This window comes from Janthinobacterium agaricidamnosum, from assembly GCF_003667705.1.
Classification (GTDB): Bacteria; Pseudomonadota; Gammaproteobacteria; order Burkholderiales; family Burkholderiaceae_D; genus Janthinobacterium.
The window spans coordinates 2,905,021-2,924,076 of the sequence record NZ_CP033019.1 but is presented as its reverse complement, the minus strand read 5'-3'; the positions used below and the strand labels follow the sequence as shown (position 1 = coordinate 2,924,076).

At 64.8% G+C, this 19,056-nt stretch carries 22 protein-coding genes; 10 read left to right on the top strand and 12 right to left on the bottom strand.

Annotated elements, in window-relative coordinates:
* Positions 1–13 precede the first annotated feature (13 nt).
* The 6 genes from D9M09_RS13070 (at position 14) to D9M09_RS13045 (ending at position 6,530) form a co-directional block, all read left to right on the top strand.
* The gene (locus tag D9M09_RS13070) at positions 14–832 is read left to right on the top strand and encodes a glutaminyl-peptide cyclotransferase (RefSeq protein ID WP_121669496.1); all 819 of its coding nucleotides are present in this window, start codon (positions 14–16) and stop codon (positions 830–832) included.
* An 81-nt stretch (positions 833–913) separates the two neighbouring features.
* On the top strand, positions 914–1,780 hold the full coding sequence (locus tag D9M09_RS13065; protein WP_205602361.1) for a hypothetical protein: 867 nt from the start codon (positions 914–916) through the stop codon (positions 1,778–1,780).
* Positions 1,777–2,424, top strand: a complete 648-nt coding sequence (locus D9M09_RS13060) for a hypothetical protein (RefSeq protein ID WP_121669495.1) — start codon at positions 1,777–1,779, stop codon at positions 2,422–2,424. Before D9M09_RS13065 ends, D9M09_RS13060 begins: the two co-directional genes overlap by 4 nt.
* 281 nt (positions 2,425–2,705) lie before the next feature.
* Complete coding sequence (locus D9M09_RS13055; RefSeq protein ID WP_121669494.1) at positions 2,706–4,730, top strand: ferritin-like domain-containing protein; 2,025 nt, start codon at positions 2,706–2,708, stop codon at positions 4,728–4,730.
* On the top strand, positions 4,730–5,668 hold the full coding sequence (gene bufB / locus D9M09_RS13050) for an MNIO family bufferin maturase (protein ID WP_121669493.1): 939 nt from the start codon (positions 4,730–4,732) through the stop codon (positions 5,666–5,668). The genes D9M09_RS13055 and bufB overlap by 1 nt, the downstream gene beginning before the upstream one ends.
* Positions 5,658–6,530, top strand: a complete 873-nt coding sequence (locus D9M09_RS13045) for an HvfC/BufC N-terminal domain-containing protein (protein WP_121669492.1) — start codon at positions 5,658–5,660, stop codon at positions 6,528–6,530. Before bufB ends, D9M09_RS13045 begins: the two co-directional genes overlap by 11 nt.
* A 65-nt stretch (positions 6,531–6,595) precedes the next feature.
* On the opposite strand, the gene D9M09_RS13040 is transcribed toward D9M09_RS13045, so the two are convergent.
* The 11 genes from D9M09_RS13040 to D9M09_RS12990 all read right to left on the bottom strand — a co-directional run bounded on the left by D9M09_RS13040 (position 6,596) and on the right by D9M09_RS12990 (position 14,019).
* Positions 6,596–6,844, bottom strand: coding sequence for a DUF3297 family protein (locus D9M09_RS13040; protein WP_010398340.1), 249 nt, complete (start codon positions 6,842–6,844; stop codon positions 6,596–6,598).
* A 54-nt stretch (positions 6,845–6,898) separates the two neighbouring features.
* On the bottom strand, positions 6,899–7,720 hold the full coding sequence (locus D9M09_RS13035; protein ID WP_121669491.1) for an OBAP family protein: 822 nt from the start codon (positions 7,718–7,720) through the stop codon (positions 6,899–6,901).
* 18 nt (positions 7,721–7,738) lie between these two features.
* Positions 7,739–8,077, bottom strand: coding sequence for a hypothetical protein (locus D9M09_RS13030; RefSeq protein WP_205602360.1), 339 nt, complete (start codon positions 8,075–8,077; stop codon positions 7,739–7,741).
* A gap of 196 nt (positions 8,078–8,273) precedes the next feature.
* Positions 8,274–8,675, bottom strand: coding sequence for a GFA family protein (locus D9M09_RS13025; protein WP_070310406.1), 402 nt, complete (start codon positions 8,673–8,675; stop codon positions 8,274–8,276).
* A 10-nt stretch (positions 8,676–8,685) separates the two neighbouring features.
* Entirely contained in the window at positions 8,686–10,458 is a 1,773-nt protein-coding gene (locus D9M09_RS13020; protein WP_070310404.1) for an ABC transporter ATP-binding protein, read from the bottom strand.
* Positions 10,455–11,012, bottom strand: a complete 558-nt coding sequence (locus D9M09_RS13015; protein ID WP_070310402.1) for a hypothetical protein — start codon at positions 11,010–11,012, stop codon at positions 10,455–10,457. Before D9M09_RS13015 ends, D9M09_RS13020 begins: the two co-directional genes overlap by 4 nt.
* Positions 11,009–11,518: a MauE/DoxX family redox-associated membrane protein gene (locus D9M09_RS13010; RefSeq protein ID WP_070310401.1), complete on the bottom strand. Its 510-nt coding sequence runs from the start codon at positions 11,516–11,518 to the stop codon at positions 11,009–11,011. Before D9M09_RS13010 ends, D9M09_RS13015 begins: the two co-directional genes overlap by 4 nt.
* Positions 11,512–12,390 carry an SDH family Clp fold serine proteinase gene (locus D9M09_RS13005; protein WP_070310399.1) on the bottom strand — a complete coding sequence of 293 codons (879 nt, stop codon included), beginning with the start codon at positions 12,388–12,390 and terminating at the stop codon, positions 11,512–11,514. The genes D9M09_RS13010 and D9M09_RS13005 overlap by 7 nt, the downstream gene beginning before the upstream one ends.
* The gene (locus D9M09_RS13000; RefSeq protein WP_070288555.1) at positions 12,372–13,385 is read right to left on the bottom strand and encodes an ATP-grasp domain-containing protein; all 1,014 of its coding nucleotides are present in this window, start codon (positions 13,383–13,385) and stop codon (positions 12,372–12,374) included. The genes D9M09_RS13005 and D9M09_RS13000 overlap by 19 nt, the downstream gene beginning before the upstream one ends.
* 78 nt (positions 13,386–13,463) lie before the next feature.
* A complete protein-coding gene (locus tag D9M09_RS12995) occupies positions 13,464–13,649 on the bottom strand; it encodes a hypothetical protein (protein ID WP_070288440.1) in 186 nt (61 codons plus the stop codon).
* 181 nt (positions 13,650–13,830) lie between these two features.
* Positions 13,831–14,019 carry a hypothetical protein gene (locus D9M09_RS12990; RefSeq protein WP_070288439.1) on the bottom strand — a complete coding sequence of 63 codons (189 nt, stop codon included), beginning with the start codon at positions 14,017–14,019 and terminating at the stop codon, positions 13,831–13,833.
* A 307-nt stretch (positions 14,020–14,326) separates the two neighbouring features.
* Here D9M09_RS12990 and D9M09_RS12985 point away from each other — a divergent pair, with 307 nt between their 5' ends.
* From D9M09_RS12985 to D9M09_RS12975, 3 genes are all read left to right on the top strand, one after another.
* Entirely contained in the window at positions 14,327–14,701 is a 375-nt protein-coding gene (locus tag D9M09_RS12985; protein ID WP_070310436.1) for a hypothetical protein, read from the top strand.
* Positions 14,702–14,708: 7 nt separating this feature from the next.
* Positions 14,709–15,038 carry an immunity protein Imm33 domain-containing protein gene (locus D9M09_RS12980; protein WP_070310397.1) on the top strand — a complete coding sequence of 110 codons (330 nt, stop codon included), beginning with the start codon at positions 14,709–14,711 and terminating at the stop codon, positions 15,036–15,038.
* 85 nt (positions 15,039–15,123) lie between these two features.
* The gene (locus D9M09_RS12975) at positions 15,124–16,602 is read left to right on the top strand and encodes a serine hydrolase domain-containing protein (protein WP_141749867.1); all 1,479 of its coding nucleotides are present in this window, start codon (positions 15,124–15,126) and stop codon (positions 16,600–16,602) included.
* On the opposite strand, the gene D9M09_RS12970 is transcribed toward D9M09_RS12975, so the two are convergent.
* Positions 16,599–17,180, bottom strand: coding sequence for a type 1 glutamine amidotransferase family protein (locus D9M09_RS12970; RefSeq protein ID WP_070288436.1), 582 nt, complete (start codon positions 17,178–17,180; stop codon positions 16,599–16,601). The genes D9M09_RS12975 and D9M09_RS12970 overlap by 4 nt on opposite strands.
* 212 nt (positions 17,181–17,392) lie before the next feature.
* Here D9M09_RS12970 and D9M09_RS12965 point away from each other — a divergent pair, with 212 nt between their 5' ends.
* On the top strand, positions 17,393–19,039 hold the full coding sequence (locus D9M09_RS12965; protein ID WP_070218816.1) for a phosphoethanolamine transferase: 1,647 nt from the start codon (positions 17,393–17,395) through the stop codon (positions 19,037–19,039).
* Positions 19,040–19,056 lie beyond the last annotated feature (17 nt).

Sequence of the window (19,056 nt, the reverse complement as noted above, 5' to 3'; positions counted from 1 at the left end):
TCCGCCCGACCCGATGAACATCAACGTCAATACCAGACTTAAACGCACGGCCGGCTCATTGCTGCTGGGATTGTTATGCACCGTGGGCCTGATGAGCGAAATGGGCTACGCCCAGGCCGCCTTGCCCGTGTATGGTTATTTCGTCAAGAACACCTATCCGCACGACCCCCAGGCGTTCACGCAAGGCTTGCTGTTCAAGGATGGCCATCTGTATGAAAGCACGGGCCAGAATGGCCAGTCCTCCTTGCGCAAGGTGGAATTGACGACGGGCAAGGTGCTGCAGAAAAGCATGCTCGACAAGAATGTGTTTGGCGAAGGCATCACGGATGTGGGCGATGAGCTCCTGGGCCTGACGTGGATTTCGCAGACCGGCTATGTCTTCGACGTGAAGACCTTCAAATTGAAACGCAAATTCAGCTACCCGGGCGAAGGCTGGGGCCTGGCCAGCGACAATCAATTCGTCTACATGAGCGACGGCACGTCGGCCATCCGCGTGCTCAATCCGAAAACCCTGAAGGAAGTGCGCCGCTTCGAAGTGAAAGCCGAAGGGCGGCCCATCGACCGGCTGAACGAGCTGGAAATGGTCGACGGGCAACTGTTCGCCAATGTGTGGGGCGCGGATGTGATCGCCCGCGTCGACCCGGCCAGCGGCAAGGTCGTGGGCTGGATCGACCTGACGGGCTTGCTGCCGCCCGAGCAGCGGGGCACGGCCAATCCCGACGCCGTGCTCAACGGCATCGCCTGGGATGCACGGGGAAAACGCCTGTTTGTCACGGGCAAACTGTGGCCCAAGCTGTTCGAGATCGAACTGATCGAAATCCAGCGCCGCTGATGTTTCCTATTGGACAGTATTGCTGGCGATGAATCGTTTATGATGGCGTTCCTTCGCCCAGCGCGACCTTTACAGGATGCCATGCTGTTCTTTTCTTTACACCGCCTGGCGGCCGCCGCCATCCTGGCCGCCGCCATCGTGCCCGCCGCGCAGGCGCAAGCGCCATACGTGCCGGTGATGCAGCAATACGGCGACTTTGTCGTCACGCGTGACCGCCACGCCCCGCTCGTTACCTTGACTTTCCGCAAGCACGGCTACTGGCCCGGCGGCGCGCGCGAAGTGGTGGAGGTGCGTCCGCTGAAAGCGACGCGCGAGGGCCAGCCCATGCTGCTGGCATTCACCAAGGGCTATACGGGCCAGGGCACGATACTGATCGGCGTGCAGAATGGCGAACCGCTGATGCGCCCCATCAGTCCCCTGCAGCGCGACAGCATGGTGCGCACGGAGCGCGACCCCGAATGGGGCGTGCCGCAGCCGGGCCGTCCCGAGATGCTGCTGTTTGCCCGCGACGGCCGCGCGCTCGATACGGACACGGGCGAGCTGCTGTGGTTTGACGTGCCGGGCGGCGTCACGGGCGATTACGCGCCCGCCATGCTGGTCTCCGTTTCGCCCGACGGGCGGCGCGGCGCATATCTGACGAATACGCTGACGAATGCGCTGACGAAGGTGGGGATCATCGTCGCCACGCGCGACGACGGCGTGGCCGGCGTGCTGGCCTTGCCGCCAGACACGTATCAGCGCTGGCTGAAACCGATCTCGGAAACGGCTTCCGCGCAGGCGCGCGCCGCCATCAAGGCGCGCCAGGGCCGCACGGATTCGAACCGCATCCGGCGCGAGCTGGAACTGGCCTGGTTCGGCCAGCAATTTCAATGGAAACAAGGCAAGGGCGGCTGGCAAGTGACGGGCCTGGGCCTCGCTTCCGCGCCGCCGGAAGGAAAACAGCCATGAGCACCCCTCAACTGATCGCCGGCTGCCTCGCCGCCACCTTGCTGGCCGGCTGCGTGCATGGCGAAATCGCCCCCAGGGATTATCTGGCGCAAGACATCGACAAGAGCCAGGCGCTGGTGGAAGTGGACGTGGTCTTCGGGCAAGCGCCCGATGACAAGCTGACGTCGCGCGTGACGGCCCGCAATAGCGTGGAATACGCGGGCGCGCCGCACATCGTCGTGCCGTTTTACCAGAAGGGTCTCGGCTTCGACCAGGGTTTTGCCGGCACCTATATGTTTGCCGTGCCGTATCCGATCGCCAAGGTGGAAACGGCCACGGCCAGCAGCCGCGTCTTCGGCCAGAAACTTGACGGCCAGCAGCCGGGCAGCCCCCGCTATCGCTTCCGCGTGCCGGGCAAGGCGCAGTGGAACAGCAATGAAACCTTCATGCTGAGCTTTGCGCGCAAGGGCCGCCGCGAAGAAATCACTTTCCGCTTCAGCAATGAGCAAAGCTGCCCGTCCGCCTTCCTGGCCACCACGCCACTCTATGGCTTTCGCATCAAGGTCGTCGCCACGTTCAAGGGCAATCAAGGCTGCCTGAAAGTGTGCGACAGCCGCGACCAGTGGCCCGGCTTTTGCGCCTTCCAGCCGCCGCCAAGTGCCTGACTATCATCATGCAAGCGACGCGCCGGCCATGGCCGGTGCGCTGCTTATACACGCGCGCGTTTCGCCGATTCTATTCAATTGTCATCGAATGACAGCCTGAAACGCTTATTTTCATGGTGCAAGGCCGGCTGCATAGGCGCAGTTCAATGCGTCGGCCGGCATATAAATATTGCCGCAAAAATATCTTTCTCAGGCGTATGATTTCCGTGCCGTGAGCAGCGCACGCAGATGGCGCGGCCCGGTCCGATATCCGAAACGCATCGTTCCTGTGGAGAGACAGAATGAAAATGCCCGTTTTAGGAAGCACCCAGGCCGCCATCAGCAACCGTCCGCTCGACATGCTGGCCACCGATACGGCGGCAGTGCGCGCCATCGCCCAGGCAGCCGTCAGCGTGGAACTGTTCACCATTCCCCTGTACATGGCCACCATGTATTCGATCCAGGGCACGCACCAGATCAACTCGAAAGGCATCACCTACTACGAAGGCCGCCAGTGGCCGGGCATGGGTACCACGGCGCGCCCCGAACTGAATGAGCAGAAGGCCTTCAATATCATCTTCAGCGTCTTCATCCAGGAAATGCTGCACCTGCAGATGGCGGCCAACCTGGCCACGGCCATCGGCACGGCGCCATGCTTCACGGGCTCGGAGCTGCAGTCGCAGGACCACGGCTGGACCTGCTACGGCAAGGATTGCACGGTGATCCCGCACATCGTCGACTTGCAGGACACGGCCGGCTACCGCCACGTGCGCGTCAACCTGGAAGAGCTGAACGATAACCAGTGCGACCTGTTCCTCGCCATCGAGCAGCCGGAACAGCAGGCGCGCGCCCAGCTGGCGAAGTTTGACGAGCACAACCACACCAAATATTTCCCCGAGGTGCCGTTCGTGGGCTGGACGCCGGGCAAGCACGTGCATGATCTGCCCCTGTTCGGTACCATCGGCTACATGTATGAGTGCTACGCGCGCTATATCAGCATCGAATACACGGATGGCCAGACCTTGTGGCACAAGCTGTTCGTCACCGGCTCGGTGCAGCAGGACATGTTCAACAGCCAGGTGCAGGGCCATGCGCGGGCCGAGTTTCCCAAGTTCGACACCTGCTTCGGCCCGCAGGACCAGGATGGCGGCCAGAGGGGCTCGTTCAACAAGGCCATCGACATGATGGCGGCCATCACGGACCAGGGCGAGGGCAGCGACACGGCCATCCAGCGCTACCGCCGTGACGCAGGGCAGCGCCTGATGGCCGTGCAGCCCGACTACCGCGAAGACCTGGCCGCCTTGAAGTGCGATTACCCGTCGTACGCGAACAATGGCAAGGACGCCGAATCGCGCGATGCGGCCGCGCGCCACGACAGCGCCCCGTTCGATCACTATGAGCGTTTCGGTCAGGTCAAGGCCATGCTGCCCGTCAAGACCTGGGCCGGCTGGCACAAGGAAGGCGGGCGCTGGAGCGAAGCCATGCTGACCAACGAGCGCTACAACCCGGCCACCGCGCCGAAGAACATCCCCGCGCCCGCTGCCGTGGCGGGCGCGCTGAACCGCCTGAAGGACGCCGGCGGCACCCTGCAAATGCTGAGCACGGTGGCCACGGGCGCCATCTATGGCATCACTTCCGTGCTGGACAAGTACTGGCTGAACCAGCAACTGGAGTTTCCGTATCCGTCGATGGTGGGCGCGGGCGACCGCATGGCCATCTGCTGGGCCGTGCTGGGCCAGGCGCCGAACCTGGCGACGGGCGTGCCGCTGGCCGAGAAAGGCGTGCTGTACCACGCCTGCCAGGGCATGCATCTGGAGGGCGAAGCGTCGTCCACCTGCGCCGCGCTGGCCGTCTACCATACGTGCCGCGGCTCCAACGGCTGCCATGCCCAGGGCGGCTGCGGCTTTGCCCAGGCCGACACGGGCGGCTCGTCCTGCGGCCATTCGGTCAAGGCTGCCGCGGCGCCTGGCAGCGAGTGCTACGTGCCGCCACCGCCGCCGCAGGACGATAAAGTCTACAGCGCGCCCAGCGACAACAAATGCGGCGGCTTCGGCGGCTGCGCCGTGCCGATTTCGGCCTCGCAGCTGTATCCGAACACCACGAAGAAGGACCCGCCCGAACCCGCCACCATGACCCTGTACGATTTCGGTCCCGCGCCCGAGCACCGCAGCATTCCGCTGGGCCAGAGCATGAGTTTTGCGCTCGGCGACAATGTCTACGACAAGGCATGGGAAGCCTACGGCAAGGTGATGGCCGCGCGCGGCACGCCGGTGGGCGCGCCGCCGGCGCCCACCGACCTGCGCCTGGCCTTGCCGCCGTCGACCTGATGCGGGGCATCCTGCACGAGGCGCGGCCGCGCCTGGGCCTGCCGAACCTGGGCCTGGGCGTGGGGCTGCGCCCGCCCCATTACGCGCACATCCTGGAACACGGGCCGCAGGTGGACTGGTTCGAGATCATCAGCGAGAATTTCATCGACAACCACGGCTATGCGCGCCATGTGCTCGAGCAGGTGGCGGCGCAGGTGCCCATCGTCATGCATGGCGTGTCGCTGTCGATCGGCGGCAGCGATCCCCTGAGCCTGGCCTACCTGCGCAAGCTGCGCCAGTTGGCCGCCGAGATCCGCCCCGCGTGGATTTCCGACCACCTGTGCTGGACGGGCGCCGCCTCGCTCAACAGCCATGACTTGCTGCCCTTGCCGCTGGACGAGGCCAGCCTGCGCCATGTGGGCGCGCGCGTGCGCCAGGTACAGGAATTCCTGGGCCGGCCCCTGATCCTGGAAAACCCCAGCTCCTACGTGGAGTTTGCCCAGTCCAGCATGCCGGAATGGGAATTCCTGGGCCGCCTGGCGGTGGACACGGGCTGCGGACTCTTGCTCGACGTTAATAATGTCCATGTCAGTGCGCATAACCATGGCTATGACGCGGCCGCCTACATCCGCCAGTTGCCGCATGACCACATCGTGCAGATCCACCTGGCCGGGCCCACCGTCTGCGGCGCCATGCTGATCGACACGCACGACGCCCCCGTGCCGGCGGCCGTCTGGCGCCTGTACGCGCTGGCGCAGCAGCTGACGGGGGGCGTGTCGGCCCTGCTGGAATGGGATGCGGATATCCCGGCGTACCCGCAGCTGCTGGCCGAACTCGACAAGGCGCGCGCGGCCGGGCGGGGAGAGTTTTCCGATGCCGTACCAGCCACGGCCACGGCGAGCCTGGCCGGCGTCCCGGCGCCGCTGGGCTTTCACCTGGAGGCCGCCCATGCCCCGTAGCGCCGACGGCGACGCGCGCGCGGACGCACCGCTGGCGCAATTGCAGGCGTGGTTCCTGACGGCCATGACGGCGCCGGGCGGTGCGGCGCGCGGCGCGCAGTTGGCCAGCGAGCGCCACGGTTTGACGCAGGAGCAAGTGTTGAAGCGGGCGCGGGGCGGGCCGGCGCCGCTGCACATCCATGCGGACGGCTACGTGCAGCGTCTGCTCGAATGCCTGCAGGCCGACTATCCCGTCTTGCGCAAGGTCATGGGCGACGAGCTGTTCGCCTTCTTTGCCCGCGCCTATGTGTGGCGCCACCCGTCCGCTTCCCCGACCTTGTACGACCTGGGCGGCGGCTTTGCCGATTTTCTCGCCGCCAGCCAGGGTGCCGCCGGCGCGCAGGGGGACGTCTTGCGCTTTCCCGTCGAACTGGCGCGGCTGGAGCGGGCGCGCAGCGAGGCGGGCAGGGCGCCGGGGCTGGAAAAACTGGTGCAGCCCGTCCTGCCGTCCGGTCTGGACTTGCTTTTGGGAAATGCGCCGGCCTGGCGCCTGGCGCCGTGCACGCGGTTGCTGGCCCTGTCATTTCCCTTGTGTGCATTCTGGCAACAGGCACAGGCCGCGCCGGACGACGCCATTCCGGCCCAGCCGGAGGCCAGTCCCGCCTTTGTTGCCATCTCGCGCATGCATTACCGGCTTGCCATGCAAGAGCTGCAGCCGTGGCAATTTGACTGCCTGCAGGCGCTGGCCGGCGGCGCGACGCTGGCGCAGTGCGCGCAGCAGGCTGCGCAGTCCAGCGGCAGGCCGCCGGACGAGGTGCTGGCCGACGCCATGCTGTGGCTGCCCATGGCGGCCGCGGCCGGGCTGATCACCAGCGCTGCCTGAGCGGAAGGCGGCGGACGCAAAAAAGGCCGATGAAAATCGGCCTCGATGACAACTGCAGGTGTTGCTTAGCGGTAAAACGCTTCGACTTTGCCCTTCAGCTTGATCTGCAGCGGACGGCCGCGGCGGTCGAGGGACTTGGTGGAAGCGACCTTGATCCAGCGTTCGCTGATGCAATATTCTTCCACGTCAAGACGTTCCTTGTCGTTGAAGCGGATGCCGACGTCGTTCTCGAACACGGCTGCAACGTGGTAAGGGCTGCTCGGGTCGATCGACAGGCGATCGGGCAATGGGGGTAAGGTAGTGGTATCGTTCATGGGCGTAATTATCGCCCAGAATGCCGATCCAGACAACGGCCTTTCGCACGCCGTCTATCTAGATGGACGCGAAATGGCGGGCGCGGCCGTGTGCGTGGATGGCGGCGGCGGTGATGATGAACTGTGCGGCATTCCCGTCGGGTCGGCCAGCTGGATGACCGTGCCGTGCTGCCAGGCGTCGGCACCGGCAACGATGGCGGGCGCGGCGATGTCGGTCCGCTGGCGGCGTTTTTCGGCCGAATCGATGCCGAAGCGGTGGTCGCGCGCGGCGACCATGGCGGCGTCGGCCTGACCGTCGGCTGTAAAGCCCATCATCAGTTGCGGCACGCCCAGCGGCAAGGTCTTGTGCAGATCCGTGTGCCAGGTATGCCAGGTCTTGCCGTAGGTGCCCACCAGCTTTTGCATCAGCGCCTTTTCCGCCACGGCCGGTATGCCGGGCGCGATCAGCTGGCCCGACTTCACTTCATGCACATGGCTGTGCCACAGCGCTTTTTCCGCCGCAGGCAAACCTTGGTACAGCCTGGCGCTGACGATGTATTCGACGCCCATCAGCTTGGCATCCTTGACGTTGCCGTCGTAAATCACGCATTGAATCAACTCTTCATTGACGATGGCGCAATAGTGGTGCGCCTCCATCTGACCGCGCAGATTGCCGTTGTAGAAATGAAAACCGTCGAGATAGGCATTGAGGGCCGCAATGGGCGGCCGGGCTTGCAGGGCGTCGGCGCCAGCATCGAGCACGCGCGTGGAGACCCCGGCTGGCGCGCCCGGGGCCTCCACGTTCGATGCCGTATTCCTGGCGCCGCAGGCGGCCAGGCCCATGCCCAGCCCGGCGCACAGCATGGCCTTCAGCGCTTTCATGTCGACCAGCAGCATCGGGCCGTGCCTGCGAAATCAGGATTTGTCGTCATTCTTGTGGCTTTGACGTCCCGCTTCCACGTGCTGCTCATGCGTGCCGCCGCGCGTGCCGGAGCCGGAACCCGATTGCTGGCTGCCGCCGCCGCTCTTGCCCTGGCCCGATTGCTGGCCCGACTGCTGCGAACCTTGTGAGCCTGATTGCTTGTCGCCGTCATTCTTGTGGCTTTGGCGGCCCGCCTCGACGTGCTGCTCGTGCGTGCCGCCCTGGGTGCCGCCCGACGATTGGCGGCTGCCGGACTGTTTGTCCGACTGTTGGCTGCCCGATTGCTGTTTGTCCGATTGGCTGCCGGATTTGTCGTTGCTGTTCGAAGTCATGATCATGTCCCCTAAGGTTAGTCTGCGTCGTCATCCGCTCCAATATTGGGTCGGATGTTCCTGCTGAGCTCCGGCGCCGTGCAGCACCGTTGAGACCATTCTCGTTGCAAGCGTCGGGCTTAACCATAGGGACACTCCTTGTCGCCACGTAGGAAAACTCCGGCGTAGCTGACAACCATTTCTACATTTGCATTGTTTACAAGTGCCCTGTTTCCTGCGGCGGCCTGTCCCAGTCGTCATGCCAGCCATCGACAAAGGTGACGGGCACCCGGGCCAGCTCGGCCGCCGCCGCATCGTCGAGGCAGTTCACGCCAATGCCGACAAATGGGCCGCTGCGGGGCGAATCGCCGTAGCCAAACGGGTGTACGCCGCAGTGGCGGCAAAAATAGTGGCGTTCGCGGCCGGCGCCGAAGCGGTATGCGCTCAAGTCGCCTTCGCCGGCCAGCAGCCGGAAGTCGGCGGGCGGCACCTGGCTGGCCCAGCAGCGGATTTTCAGGCAATAGGAACAGTTGCAGCGCAGGCTGGGGGCCGCCAGGTCGATCTCGGCCGCGAAGCGCACGGCGCCGCAGTGGCAACTGCCATGGTAGGTTTTTTTCATCTGGCCCACTCTACAGGGTGGCCGTACTGTCATGCAACTGCTGGAATTGCGACAGCTGCTGCTGCATCAGCCGCGCATACTGGCCGCCCGCGCGCAGCAGCTCGGCGTGCGTGCCTTGCTGGCAAATCCGGCCCTTGTCCATGACGATGATGCGGTCGGCCTTGACGATGGTGGAAAAGCGGTGGGCGATGATGATGGTGGTGCGTCCTTGCATCAGCGCGTCGAGCGCGCGCTGCACCAGCTGTTCGCTGGCCGCGTCGAGCGCGCTGGTGGCCTCGTCCAGAATCAGGATTTTCGGCGCGCGCAGGATGGCGCGGGCAATCGCGATGCGCTGCTTCTGTCCGCCAGATAATTGCACGCCCCGTTCGCCCACGAGGGTGTCGTAGCCGTCCGGAAAGGCCGCGATAAAATCGTGGGCATGGGCCAGGCGCGCCGCCGCCACCATCGCTTCGCGCGCCACGACCCGGTCCGGCACGGCAAAGGCGATATTGTCGGCGATGCTGCCGGAAAACAGGGCCGGCTCCTGCTCCACCACGGCCATCTGGCGCCGCAACTGCGTCACGCCCAGCACCTGCGCGTCGATGCCGTCGAATTGCAGGCTGCCCGCGTCCATCTTGTAGTGGCCCAGCACCAGGCTGGCGATGGTGGACTTGCCCGCACCCGAGGCGCCGACGAGGGCGATCTTTTCGCCTGCGCGGATGGACAGGCTGACGCCGTCGAGCGCCGCGACCTGTACGCGCTCGGGATACGCAAAACGCACGTCGCGCAGCGCGATGTGGCCCGCCAGCGGCGGCTGCGGCGGCGCCTCGGGCACGGCACGGTGGCTGCGCAGGATCTCGAAGATGCGGTCGGTCGAGCCCATGGTGCGCATCCAGGTGTTCCAGAACTCGCTGATGGAGCCGGCCGTGTCCGTCACCATGCTGGCATAGATGACAAAGGCCGTCAGCTCGCCCACGCTCAGGCGGCCCTGGCCGATCAGGTGGGCGCCGAAGCACAGGGTGGTCAGCAGGGCAGCAAAAGCGAGCAGCCCCTGCGCGCCCTGGAACACGGCCAGCAGCCGCGTGCCGGCCAGCGACACCTCCAGCAGCTCCCGCATGGCTTGCGCGTAACGGGCCATGGCGCCGCCTTGCTGGTTGAACGCCTGCACCAGGCGCGCATGGGCAAAATATTCCTGCGCCACCTTGCCGCTGGCGGCCAGGGTGGCCGAAATGGCCCGCGCGCGCTGCCGGTAATTGCTGCCGGATAACTTGCCGAGATACAGGCTGATGGGAATGAACAAGGCCAGCGGCAGGCTCAGCATGGGCGACAGCTGCAGCAGCATGGCGATGCCGCCCAAAAACACGCACAGCGAGCGCAGGGCGTTGGCCGCGCCGATGGTCAGGCTTTCATGCAGGGCCGACACGTCGGACGTGAGCCGGCTGTTCAGCTCGCCGCCATGGTGCTTGTCGAAGAAGGCGATGGGCTGGTTGATCACCACGTCGAACAGGCGCCGGCGCACGCCCATGACAACCATGTGGCCGCTCGATTGCAGCAGGTAGAAGCGCGCGGCCGAGGCCAGCGCATACAGCACGCTGAAGGCCAGCATGGCGGCGACCATGCCCGGCGTGACGCCGTGCCGGGTGAGGGCGGTCACGTTGTCGATGAAATACGCGATGGCTTGCGGAAAGGCCAGCTGCGCGCCCACGGTAAGGGCCATGCACAGCAGGCCGGCGGCAATGCGCCAGCGCACGGGGTACAGCAGGCGCAGGCGTTCAAAATGCGGGCCGAAGTTGATATTGCTCATGCGGCGCGCTCCTGTGACGGTTCGGCGTTCAATTGTCCGACGAGGGCCAGCCAGTCTGCGTCGCCGATCAGGCCGGCCGCTTCCACGCGTCCCTGGTGATTGACAAAGACATAGGACGGCGAGCTCATTTGGGGATTGACGCGCCGGTAGTCGCGCAGGCTGACGCGCGCCGCCGCCGCACGCAAGGCGTCGCCGGGCAGGAAGGCGCGCAGCCGGCGGGCCGGTTCTTCGCTGAGCAGCCACACGGCCAGGCCCGCATTGCGCGCCAACGGCAGCAGCCGTTCGATGCCGGCCAGCTTATCCGCGCATTTCGGGCAGCGGCTGGCGAGGAACAGCAGCACGGCCGCCTGGCCGGGGGCGCCCGGCTGGAAACGCGCGCCGCCAGTCAGCGGGCGGGCTGGCACGGCGGGCAGGGGCTCGCCCGGCGCCAGCGCCGTGGGCGCCAGCCTTTCGCGGCGGCTGGCGCGCAGCACGGCCAGGGTCAGCCAGAGATTGCCGGCGATGGCGAACGCCAGTGCCGCCAGCACCAGTTGCAAGGTCGCGGCATCCATCATCCGGCCTTTGCCAGGGTGGCGATGTCGTGCAGGGAAATGATGGCCACGCAGGCGATGGCCGCCAAGCCGGCCGCCAATACAGTGGTGGCGACGGGCAAGGCCGCATCTTGCGCCAGCGCAAAGTAGCTGCCGTTGATGCCCACCGCCAGCGCGTTGCGCAGCAAGTCGTACTGCGAGACGGGCCGCGCCGCTTCGCCGAAGCAGCTGCAGCGCACCACGCTGTGCGTGAAGTAGCGCCAGGCCAGCACGGCAGTGAGGGTGCTCAATAGCAATAACGACAGCAGCATCGGCAGCCGGGCGCCGCCGGCCAGCAGCCAGCCGGCCAGCAGCAGTTCTGCCGCCACCAGGGCTGGCGCGGCCCAGGCAGCGGCGGCGGGCGGCAGGCCGAACGAGGTGGCCAGGTTGCCGCGAAATTCCCCGTAGCTGCGCAGCTTGCCCACGCTGGCCGCCAGCAGCAGCAAGGCGATGCAGCAGCGCGCAATATCAGACAGTAATGCCGTCAGCATGCTGCCCCCGTTTGCGTGGTCCACAGCGGTGCGAAGCCGCCCGGACGCTGGCGCCGCAGCTGCACGCCGTCGCGCGAGGCCAGCAGCGCATCGTTCCACGGTTCGTCGGGGGCGCTGCGCAGGGCGCCGCCTATGTGCGCCTGCAACTGGGTCGAGATGGCCCAGCCCAGCCGTTCAGCCTGGGCATCGCGCGCCATGTTCAAGCCCAGCCGGGCCAGCTCTTCGCGCGTCAAGGCATAGTTATGCGAGTGGTATCCAGTCACCAATTGCGCGACGATGGCACGCCGCGCCTCTTGCGTGGCATCGGGCAATTGCCACGCCAGCAATTCCTCGCCGATTTGCGCCAGTTCCAGCGTGGTGCGGTAAAAGGCCGTCAGGGACGGGGGAAAGATGCTGCCGCACAGCAGGGACAAGGATTGCTGGCGCGCTTCGCCGGCATCGACGCCGAACCACTGCTGCGCCATGTCGCCGAAGACCTTGATGTCCAGGCTGGACATGGAGCCGCCGTCGGCGCCATCGAGCTGCGGGTCGATGGGCGAGAACAGGGCGAGGTCGCCGGCGATGATCTCATCGGCGCCCAGGGCCAGCAAGGTGGCGGCCGACTGGCAGTGGAAGGGCACGATAAAGCTCAGGTGGCGCGCATGCCGGCGCAGCAGAAGGGCGATGCGCCGCGCCGCGTTGACGATGCCGCCCCGTCCGTGCAGCACCACGTCGAGGCGCGCCACGGGGCCGATGTCTTGGCACAGTTCATACAGGGCGGGCAGCAGTTCCATGTCCAGGTGCGAGGCGGCCAGGACGATGGCACGGCTGTCGCGCGCCAGTTCCAGTTCGCGCAACTGGTGGGGAATCTGGCTCAGGTCTGGCTGCGGCATAAGGCTCCTTCGATCAGGGTAGTGGCCACGCTTTCCAGCAGGGGCAAGGCGGGCACCAGTTGTTGCACATATAGAAATTGACCAACAGGATTGTTTTCCAGGAAAACATATTCGCCTTCGGGCGTGACGATGAGATCCAGCGCGCCATATTCGAGCCCATAGCTGTGCACGAAAGCGAGGCAGCGCTGCCGTATGTCATCGGGCAAGGTCGCGGCTTCATAGCGGATGGGGGCCGACATGTCGCGTGAATCGATGGCCGTGCGCGCATCGTCCTGGGAATACAGGCGAGCGGCAAACAGTTGCTGGCCGATTACGGTGACCCGCAATTCATATTGCTTGGCGATATATTCCTGGAATTGGCAGCTCAGCTCGCTAACGGCGTCCAGGCTGCCTTGCATGGCGTCGTCGACGATGGTGGTGCCGAGGCCGGCGCTGATTCTGTCCACGTCTTCGACGGCTTCGGCTGCCAGGCTGGGCGTGGACATGCTCTTGAAAATGATGGGGCCGCCGACGGTGGCGCGGAAAGCGCGCACGTCGTCGGGCACGTTGGTAATCACGGTGGCGGGCACGCGAAAACCCATGCGCGCGGCCCGCGCCAGCTGTTCGCCCTTCCATTGGGCGCCGCGCAGGGCCAGCGGGTGGCTGAGCCAGTAACAATCGAGGCTGTACAGCACGCTGAAGATGGCTTGTTCCGTTTCCAGCCGGGCATAGGCGCGTTCCTGCGGCGTCAGGTCGGCGCTGGCATAGGCGTAGTCGGCCGCCTTGCGCAGCCAGACGGCGCCCACCTGGCGCAGGTCCAGCCAGTCGCCGTCGGGCAGGCGGCGCAGCCGCGCGCTGGCCTGGCCGCCCAGCATGCGCTGGCACAGCTGGTAATCGCGGGGAAAGGCGTCGAGATCGATACGGAAGGGGGCATGGCCGCGGTCGGCGAGAATCGTTGCCACCAGGTCGGCGTGCAGATCGCCGCTATGGCTGATAATCAATACCTTTTTATGCATGTCGGGGAGCCTGCAGTAGCGGAAAATCGGGAAGATGAAAAAGCCTTGCCGCGGCAAGGCTTTCAGTTGGCGCAGCGATCAGCAGAATTCTCCGCCGTCACTCGAGCCGACGCGCGAATAGCGGTATTGTTCCTCGCTGTCGACCGCCGTGCAGCCGGCCACGGCGACACCGTCGCGCACTTTCCAGGGCGCAGGACGCGCCGGTTTTTCCTCTTCCTTTTTTTCCGCCAGTTTGAATGCGAACAGCTTGGTTTTATCGTGCATGAGATCCTCTGTTAATGGTTATGTTTCGATTTTTACCGATAACTGCTTTAAAGAATGGCATCTCCAATTGAGAGGGGTTCATATATTCATTGCGCGCGGAAAATCCGCGCCGCACGGCGCCGGTTTGAATATGGGGAATATATGCAACCCCGCGCCGGGCGGGGTTATGGCGTGCCGGAAATCAGCAATACTGGCCGCTGTCGTTCGGCTTGAGACGCGAAGAGTCGCGATATTGATCATTGGTGCCGACGGCGGTGCAGCCGGCCACGGCGACGCCGTCGCGCACTTTCCAGACGGTGGCGGGCGCCGCCTGTTTTTGAACTTGTTTTTCAGCCAGTTTGAATGCGAACAATTTGGATTGGTTTTGCATTGTACTATCCTCTTGTGATGGTTAAGTACGGCTTGCGCTGTGTGCCATGGTATATGGCCGTTCGATATTAGCGCCGGAATAAATAAGCGTCAATTGGAAATCAACCGTATTCGCGATTATATGTCCGAGATACTCACCAAATATCACGCCGGCCATTTATGTTATTGCAGTGCGATAAATAATAAAGGCGGCGTTTTAAATGATCGGCAAGCCGTTTGATTATGGATGGCAAACGGATCGACTATGCGCCCGGCCACGCACTATAATGGCGCCTGTTGAATGGAGAAGGTGGAGTCGCTATATGGAAATGACAGTTACTGACAGCCTGCGAGAGCTGGCGTACGCGCAGGCCGCAGCGTTCGTGCAGACGCTGAACGGGCGCGATCCTGTTGCGCTGCAACGCGACTGGGGTCTGTCGCCGGCCGTGGCCGCGGAGATCGTCGACATGCTCGACAGCTACTTTGCGGCCAACGAGGCGCTGTCCCTGACGCCGCTGGCGCACGCCTTTGTGCCGGGCAAGGGCGGCCGGCCCGGCGTCGATGTGTACGCCACCGGCGACGGCCCGTTGGGCCTGGAATGCCTGTTGCTGGCCGACGGCAAGCCGGGCGAAGCGATTTTGCACCTGGAAATGTCCGGCCACGATGGCGCGCTGCGCCTCCATTACCGCTACATCGGATCCTGAGAGCACCATGACTGAACTGATCAGCGAAACACAGCAACGCATCTGCGACAAATTCGGCTTGCCGGCGCAGGCGCCCGAAACTATGGTGGCCCTGGCCATCGGCAGCCTGGCGCAGTCGCCCATCTATGGCACCCGCATCGTGCTGCCGGAAAACGGCACCATCAGCTGGTTCATCCACTGCGGCGAACACGACGACGCCAGCGGCTTTTACCAGGCCCTGCATGCGGAGCACCTGCACGAGATGCTGCCGCAGGTGGTCGATTACCTGGCCTTGCCCAGCGGCGCCAAGTTCATTCTCGACCGGCAAGGGTATGAAGATGTGTGGCTGGAAGAGTAACTTTCTAGTCGGCAAGATTGTCGTTGACGTTGACAAATAGGTATGGGATGCTGCGGTTCCGTTTTCAACTGTCGAAAGCCGCATCTTGAAGCCACGCCTCCCGTCCGTCCTGCTCGTCATGGCGCTTGCCGCCGTGGCAGCTCCCGTCACCTCGCTCGCCATCGCCGCCCCCGCCAGCCCATCGCAGGCATCGCGCGCGGAACAGGAGATTGCCGCCTTTGTGCGCAGCGAAATGCGGGAGCGCCAGATTCCCGGGCTGCAGCTGGCCGTGATCCGGCACGGCAAGGTCGTGCTGAAGCGCAATTTCGGCCTGGCCAGCCTGCAATACCAGGTGCCGGTGACGGACGCCAGCCTGTTTTCCATCAACTCGGCCACCAAGGCGTTTGCGGGCGTGGCCGTGATGCAGCTGGTGCAGGAGGGCAAGATCGACCTGGCCGCGCCCATCGGCCAATACCTGACGGGGCTGCCTGCAGCCTGGCAATCCGTGACGGTGACGCAATTGCTCAACCATACCTCGGGCTTGCCCGACGTGCTCGACCAGCGCAGCGGCAAGCTGGTGGGGCCGCAACCGGACGACGCCGCTGCGGCGTGGAGCGCCGTGCAGGCGCTGCCCGTGGAAGCCCCGCCAGGCCAGCGCTACCGCTACAACCAGACCAATTACGTGTTGCTGGCGCAATTGATTGAGCGCCAGAACGGCCAGCCCTTTACCGACTTCATCCGGCACCGGCAGTTCGACGTGGCCGGCATGCGGCACAGCGGCTTTGGCGATGCGAAGGACGTCGTCGCCAACAAGGCCAGTTCCTACGTGCTGGACCGGGGAGGCAACGGCTACCGCAACGTGATCGAGGACTTTCCCGTCTTCATGCGCGCCGGGGCCGGCATCAACAGCAATGCGGGCGAACTGGTCAACTGGCTCATCGCCCTGCAGTCGGGGCGCTTGCTGGCGCCCGCCAGTGTGGAACGGCTGTGGCAGCCGACCAGTTTGAACGACGGCAAGCCGGCGCCGTGGGCGCTGGGCTGGCCCACCATCGGCCGTGATGGCCACCGCGCCGTGGCCGGCATCGGCGGCGGCCGCTCGGCCTTCTATGTGTATCCCGACGATGGCCTGGCCGTCATTATCCTGAGCAACCTGGCCGGCGGCCAGCCGGAACAGCTGATCGATACCATTGCCGGCTTTTATGTTCCCGGACTGCGCCAGCAGCGGGGCGGCGCGTATGCCGCGCATTTATTGCGCAACAAGGCGGCCAGCACGGGCTTTGAAGGGCTGGAGCAGAAACTGGCCGCCATCCGGCGCCAGCATGGGCTGCCCGCACCCGCCGACGACGACCTGAATGCCTGGGGCTATCGCTTGCTGGGCCGGCAGCAGCCGAAACAGGCGGTCGCCGTCTTCCAGCTGGGTGTGCAGCTGTATCCGCAAGGGGCGAATGGCCACGACAGCCTGGCCGAAGCGTACGAGGCCGATGGCGCCACGGCGCTGGCCGTCACGCATTACCGCCGTTCGCTGGAGCTGGACCCGGGCAACACGCACGCCGTGGCGCGTTTGCGCGTGCTTTCCCCGGATTAGCGCGCCGCTGCGGCCTGGCCGTGCTCGGACCCATGCATGGCCAGGTAGGCCGTCAGGTTGTCGTCGGCGATGCCCAGGGCGCGCAAGACTTCCTTGGTGAAGGTGACGGGCGCCGTGCCGGGCGCCGTGATGATGCGCTGGTCGGCAACGGCCCACGGTACGTCCTGGTACAGGGCGGCGCCAGCATAGCCCGTTTCCAGCAAGTTGCCCGCGCTGTTGGACGTATGGCGCACGGTGTCGAGCACGCCCGCCTGCGCCAGCACGCGCGTGCCGTCGCAAATGCCGGCCAGCACCACGCCCTTGTCGCGCGCCGCGCGCAGCAGGGGTCCCAGGTCGGGCGCCTTGCCGCTTTGCCAATGGCTGCCGCCGCACACCATCAGCAAATCGAGCTCCTCGAGCACGATATCTTCCAGCGCCAGTTGCGGCGTAACCAGCATGCCGCCGGACGAGGTGACGGGCAAGCCGCCTGGCGTGGCGAACTGCGTGTAAAAGCCGTAGTACAGGCGCGCCGTGGAATTGAGCAGGGCGGTTTCCCAATCGGCAAAGTTTTCGGTCAGTATGGTAATGGCACGTGTCATGAAAAGTCCTGTCGCAGGTGGAGATATCAATAGTACTGGCTGGCCAGCTGGTGCCGAAATCATAATAAAAAGCACTGACAATTTCTGTCAGTAGCATGCGTGAATCAGCAGCGCGCAGGAAACGATGGTACAAGTTGCAACAGACTGCGCTACAATCGCTGGCCCGTCCGCGCGGGCTTGTCCTTGTTCAATGCTTACTCTCCATCGCCTCCATGCTGATTCTGTTTTGCCGTGTCCTGTTCAGCATTGCTGGCCTGCTGGTTTTCTTCCTCTTCGATCAGTTAAGCGCGAACGAATGCCTGAAATTGAGCGTGTTGCTGGCGGCCTTCCTGCTGGGCGTGGGCGGCGTGCTGCACGCATGGCGTGGCAGTTCCGGCGCGATCACCGTGCTGGTGCGCGTCGTCGTGCCCGTGTTTTACCTGGACGCCGCCGTAAAAGGCTTCTTGCGTGGCTATTTTGGCATGCGCCCGAACCCGAATGCGGTTTTGCAGGCCATGTTTGCGACAGATCAAGCGGAAACGGGAGAATTTCTCCTGCACAACAGCGTCGCCCTGGCGCAAGCGGCCGGCTGGTTTGTGCTCGTGACGGCGGCCGTGCTGCTGGCCGACCACCAGCTGCAGCGCTGGCAGGCGTCGCGCGCCGGTACCGCGCCGGGCTGGCCGCACAAAGCCTTTGCCGCCGGTATGGCCGTGTTTCTCGTGCTGCTGCACGTCAATACCACCATGCGGCGCGAAAATCCGGCCCTGTTCTGGCCGCTGCGCTACCAGCAGTACAGCGCGCAGCTGGACGCGATGAAATCGATGCAGCATGCGCTGACGGCGGCCATGGCCGCGCCGCGCGACTGGAATGTGCGCTATGCGGGCGAGGAGGCGCGCACCGTCATCCTGGTGATCGGCGAGAGCACCAACCGCGCCTCGATGTCGCTGTACGGCTATCCGCGCGCGACCACGCCCCAGCTCGACGCCATGCGTGCGAAGCTGCTGGTTTTTAACGATGTGATTTCGCCCGCGTCCAGCACGGTGGAATCGATGATGACCATGCTCACGCCGGCCGATATCGGCAACCCCGATGCGTGGATGGCCAAGCCGAATCTGCTGATGCTGGCCGAGGCGGCCGGCTACAAGACGTTCTGGGTTTCGAACCAGACGCGTAACGATGGCTGGATCGGGCTGCTGGCGGGCGAGGCCGATGAAAGCGACTTCATCAACTACGGCACCGGTCGTGGAGAAAACAATTTTGACGGCAACCTGTTCCAGCCATTCGCCCACGCGCTGCGCGACGCGGCGCCGAAAAAGCTCATCGTCGTGCACTTGCTGGGCGCGCATCCCAGCTATGACATGCGCTATCCCAGCCGCTTCGCCCATTTCGACCGGGCACAGGACGCCGTCAGCGCGCAGATGGCCAGCCAGGGCAGGTCCAGCTGGATACGCAACCAGCGCGACGAATACGATAACGCCATCCGCTATGGCGATTACGTGCTGGGCACCCTGATCGGCATGGCGGAAACGGCCAAGACCGGCCGGGCCGCCTCCTTGCTGTTCGTCTCCGACCATGGGCAGGAAGTGGGCTACAGCCGCAATCACGCGGGCCATTCCGCGTCGGACAAGAGCGGCTATGAAATCCCCATGTTGATCTGGGATAACCAGCAAGCGCCGCAGTCGACGGCCGCGCGCGCCGCGCTGGAAAGCCGGCCGTATCAGACGGACAAGCTTGATGCGACCGTGCTGGGCCTGCTGAAGATCGAGACGCGCTATTACGCCGCGCATGACGATATCCTCAGCAGTGCCTTTACGCCCGTGCAGCGCTTCATGAATGGCTTGCAGTACCAGCGCGGGGCTGCGCCGCTGAGCCGGCAATGAAAAGGCCCGGCGCCGCC

Bases quoted from the DNA above. Each gene is read 5' to 3' on its own strand.
- D9M09_RS13070 (WP_121669496.1), top strand. From the start codon at position 14: ATGAACATCAACGTCAATACCAGACTTAAACGCACGGCCGGCTCATTG.
- D9M09_RS12965 (WP_070218816.1), top strand. From the start codon at position 17,393: ATGCTGATTCTGTTTTGCCGTGTCCTGTTCAGCATTGCTGGCCTGCTG.
- D9M09_RS12980 (WP_070310397.1), top strand. From the start codon at position 14,709: ATGACTGAACTGATCAGCGAAACACAGCAACGCATCTGCGACAAATTC.
- D9M09_RS12970 (WP_070288436.1), bottom strand. From the start codon at position 17,180: ATGACACGTGCCATTACCATACTGACCGAAAACTTTGCCGATTGGGAA.
- D9M09_RS12995 (WP_070288440.1), bottom strand. From the start codon at position 13,649: ATGCACGATAAAACCAAGCTGTTCGCATTCAAACTGGCGGAAAAAAAG.
- D9M09_RS13045 (WP_121669492.1), top strand. From the start codon at position 5,658: ATGCCCCGTAGCGCCGACGGCGACGCGCGCGCGGACGCACCGCTGGCG.
- D9M09_RS13065 (WP_205602361.1), top strand. From the start codon at position 914: ATGCTGTTCTTTTCTTTACACCGCCTGGCGGCCGCCGCCATCCTGGCC.
- D9M09_RS13015 (WP_070310402.1), bottom strand. From the start codon at position 11,012: ATGATGGATGCCGCGACCTTGCAACTGGTGCTGGCGGCACTGGCGTTC.
- D9M09_RS13010 (WP_070310401.1), bottom strand. From the start codon at position 11,518: ATGCTGACGGCATTACTGTCTGATATTGCGCGCTGCTGCATCGCCTTG.
- D9M09_RS13025 (WP_070310406.1), bottom strand. From the start codon at position 8,675: ATGAAAAAAACCTACCATGGCAGTTGCCACTGCGGCGCCGTGCGCTTC.
- D9M09_RS13030 (WP_205602360.1), bottom strand. From the start codon at position 8,077: ATGACTTCGAACAGCAACGACAAATCCGGCAGCCAATCGGACAAACAG.
- D9M09_RS13020 (WP_070310404.1), bottom strand. From the start codon at position 10,458: ATGAGCAATATCAACTTCGGCCCGCATTTTGAACGCCTGCGCCTGCTG.
- D9M09_RS13000 (WP_070288555.1), bottom strand. From the start codon at position 13,385: ATGCATAAAAAGGTATTGATTATCAGCCATAGCGGCGATCTGCACGCC.
- D9M09_RS13040 (WP_010398340.1), bottom strand. From the start codon at position 6,844: ATGAACGATACCACTACCTTACCCCCATTGCCCGATCGCCTGTCGATC.
- D9M09_RS13005 (WP_070310399.1), bottom strand. From the start codon at position 12,390: ATGCCGCAGCCAGACCTGAGCCAGATTCCCCACCAGTTGCGCGAACTG.
- D9M09_RS13035 (WP_121669491.1), bottom strand. From the start codon at position 7,720: ATGCTGCTGGTCGACATGAAAGCGCTGAAGGCCATGCTGTGCGCCGGG.
- bufB (WP_121669493.1), top strand. From the start codon at position 4,730: ATGCGGGGCATCCTGCACGAGGCGCGGCCGCGCCTGGGCCTGCCGAAC.
- D9M09_RS13060 (WP_121669495.1), top strand. From the start codon at position 1,777: ATGAGCACCCCTCAACTGATCGCCGGCTGCCTCGCCGCCACCTTGCTG.
- D9M09_RS12990 (WP_070288439.1), bottom strand. From the start codon at position 14,019: ATGCAAAACCAATCCAAATTGTTCGCATTCAAACTGGCTGAAAAACAA.
- D9M09_RS13055 (WP_121669494.1), top strand. From the start codon at position 2,706: ATGAAAATGCCCGTTTTAGGAAGCACCCAGGCCGCCATCAGCAACCGT.
- D9M09_RS12985 (WP_070310436.1), top strand. From the start codon at position 14,327: ATGACAGTTACTGACAGCCTGCGAGAGCTGGCGTACGCGCAGGCCGCA.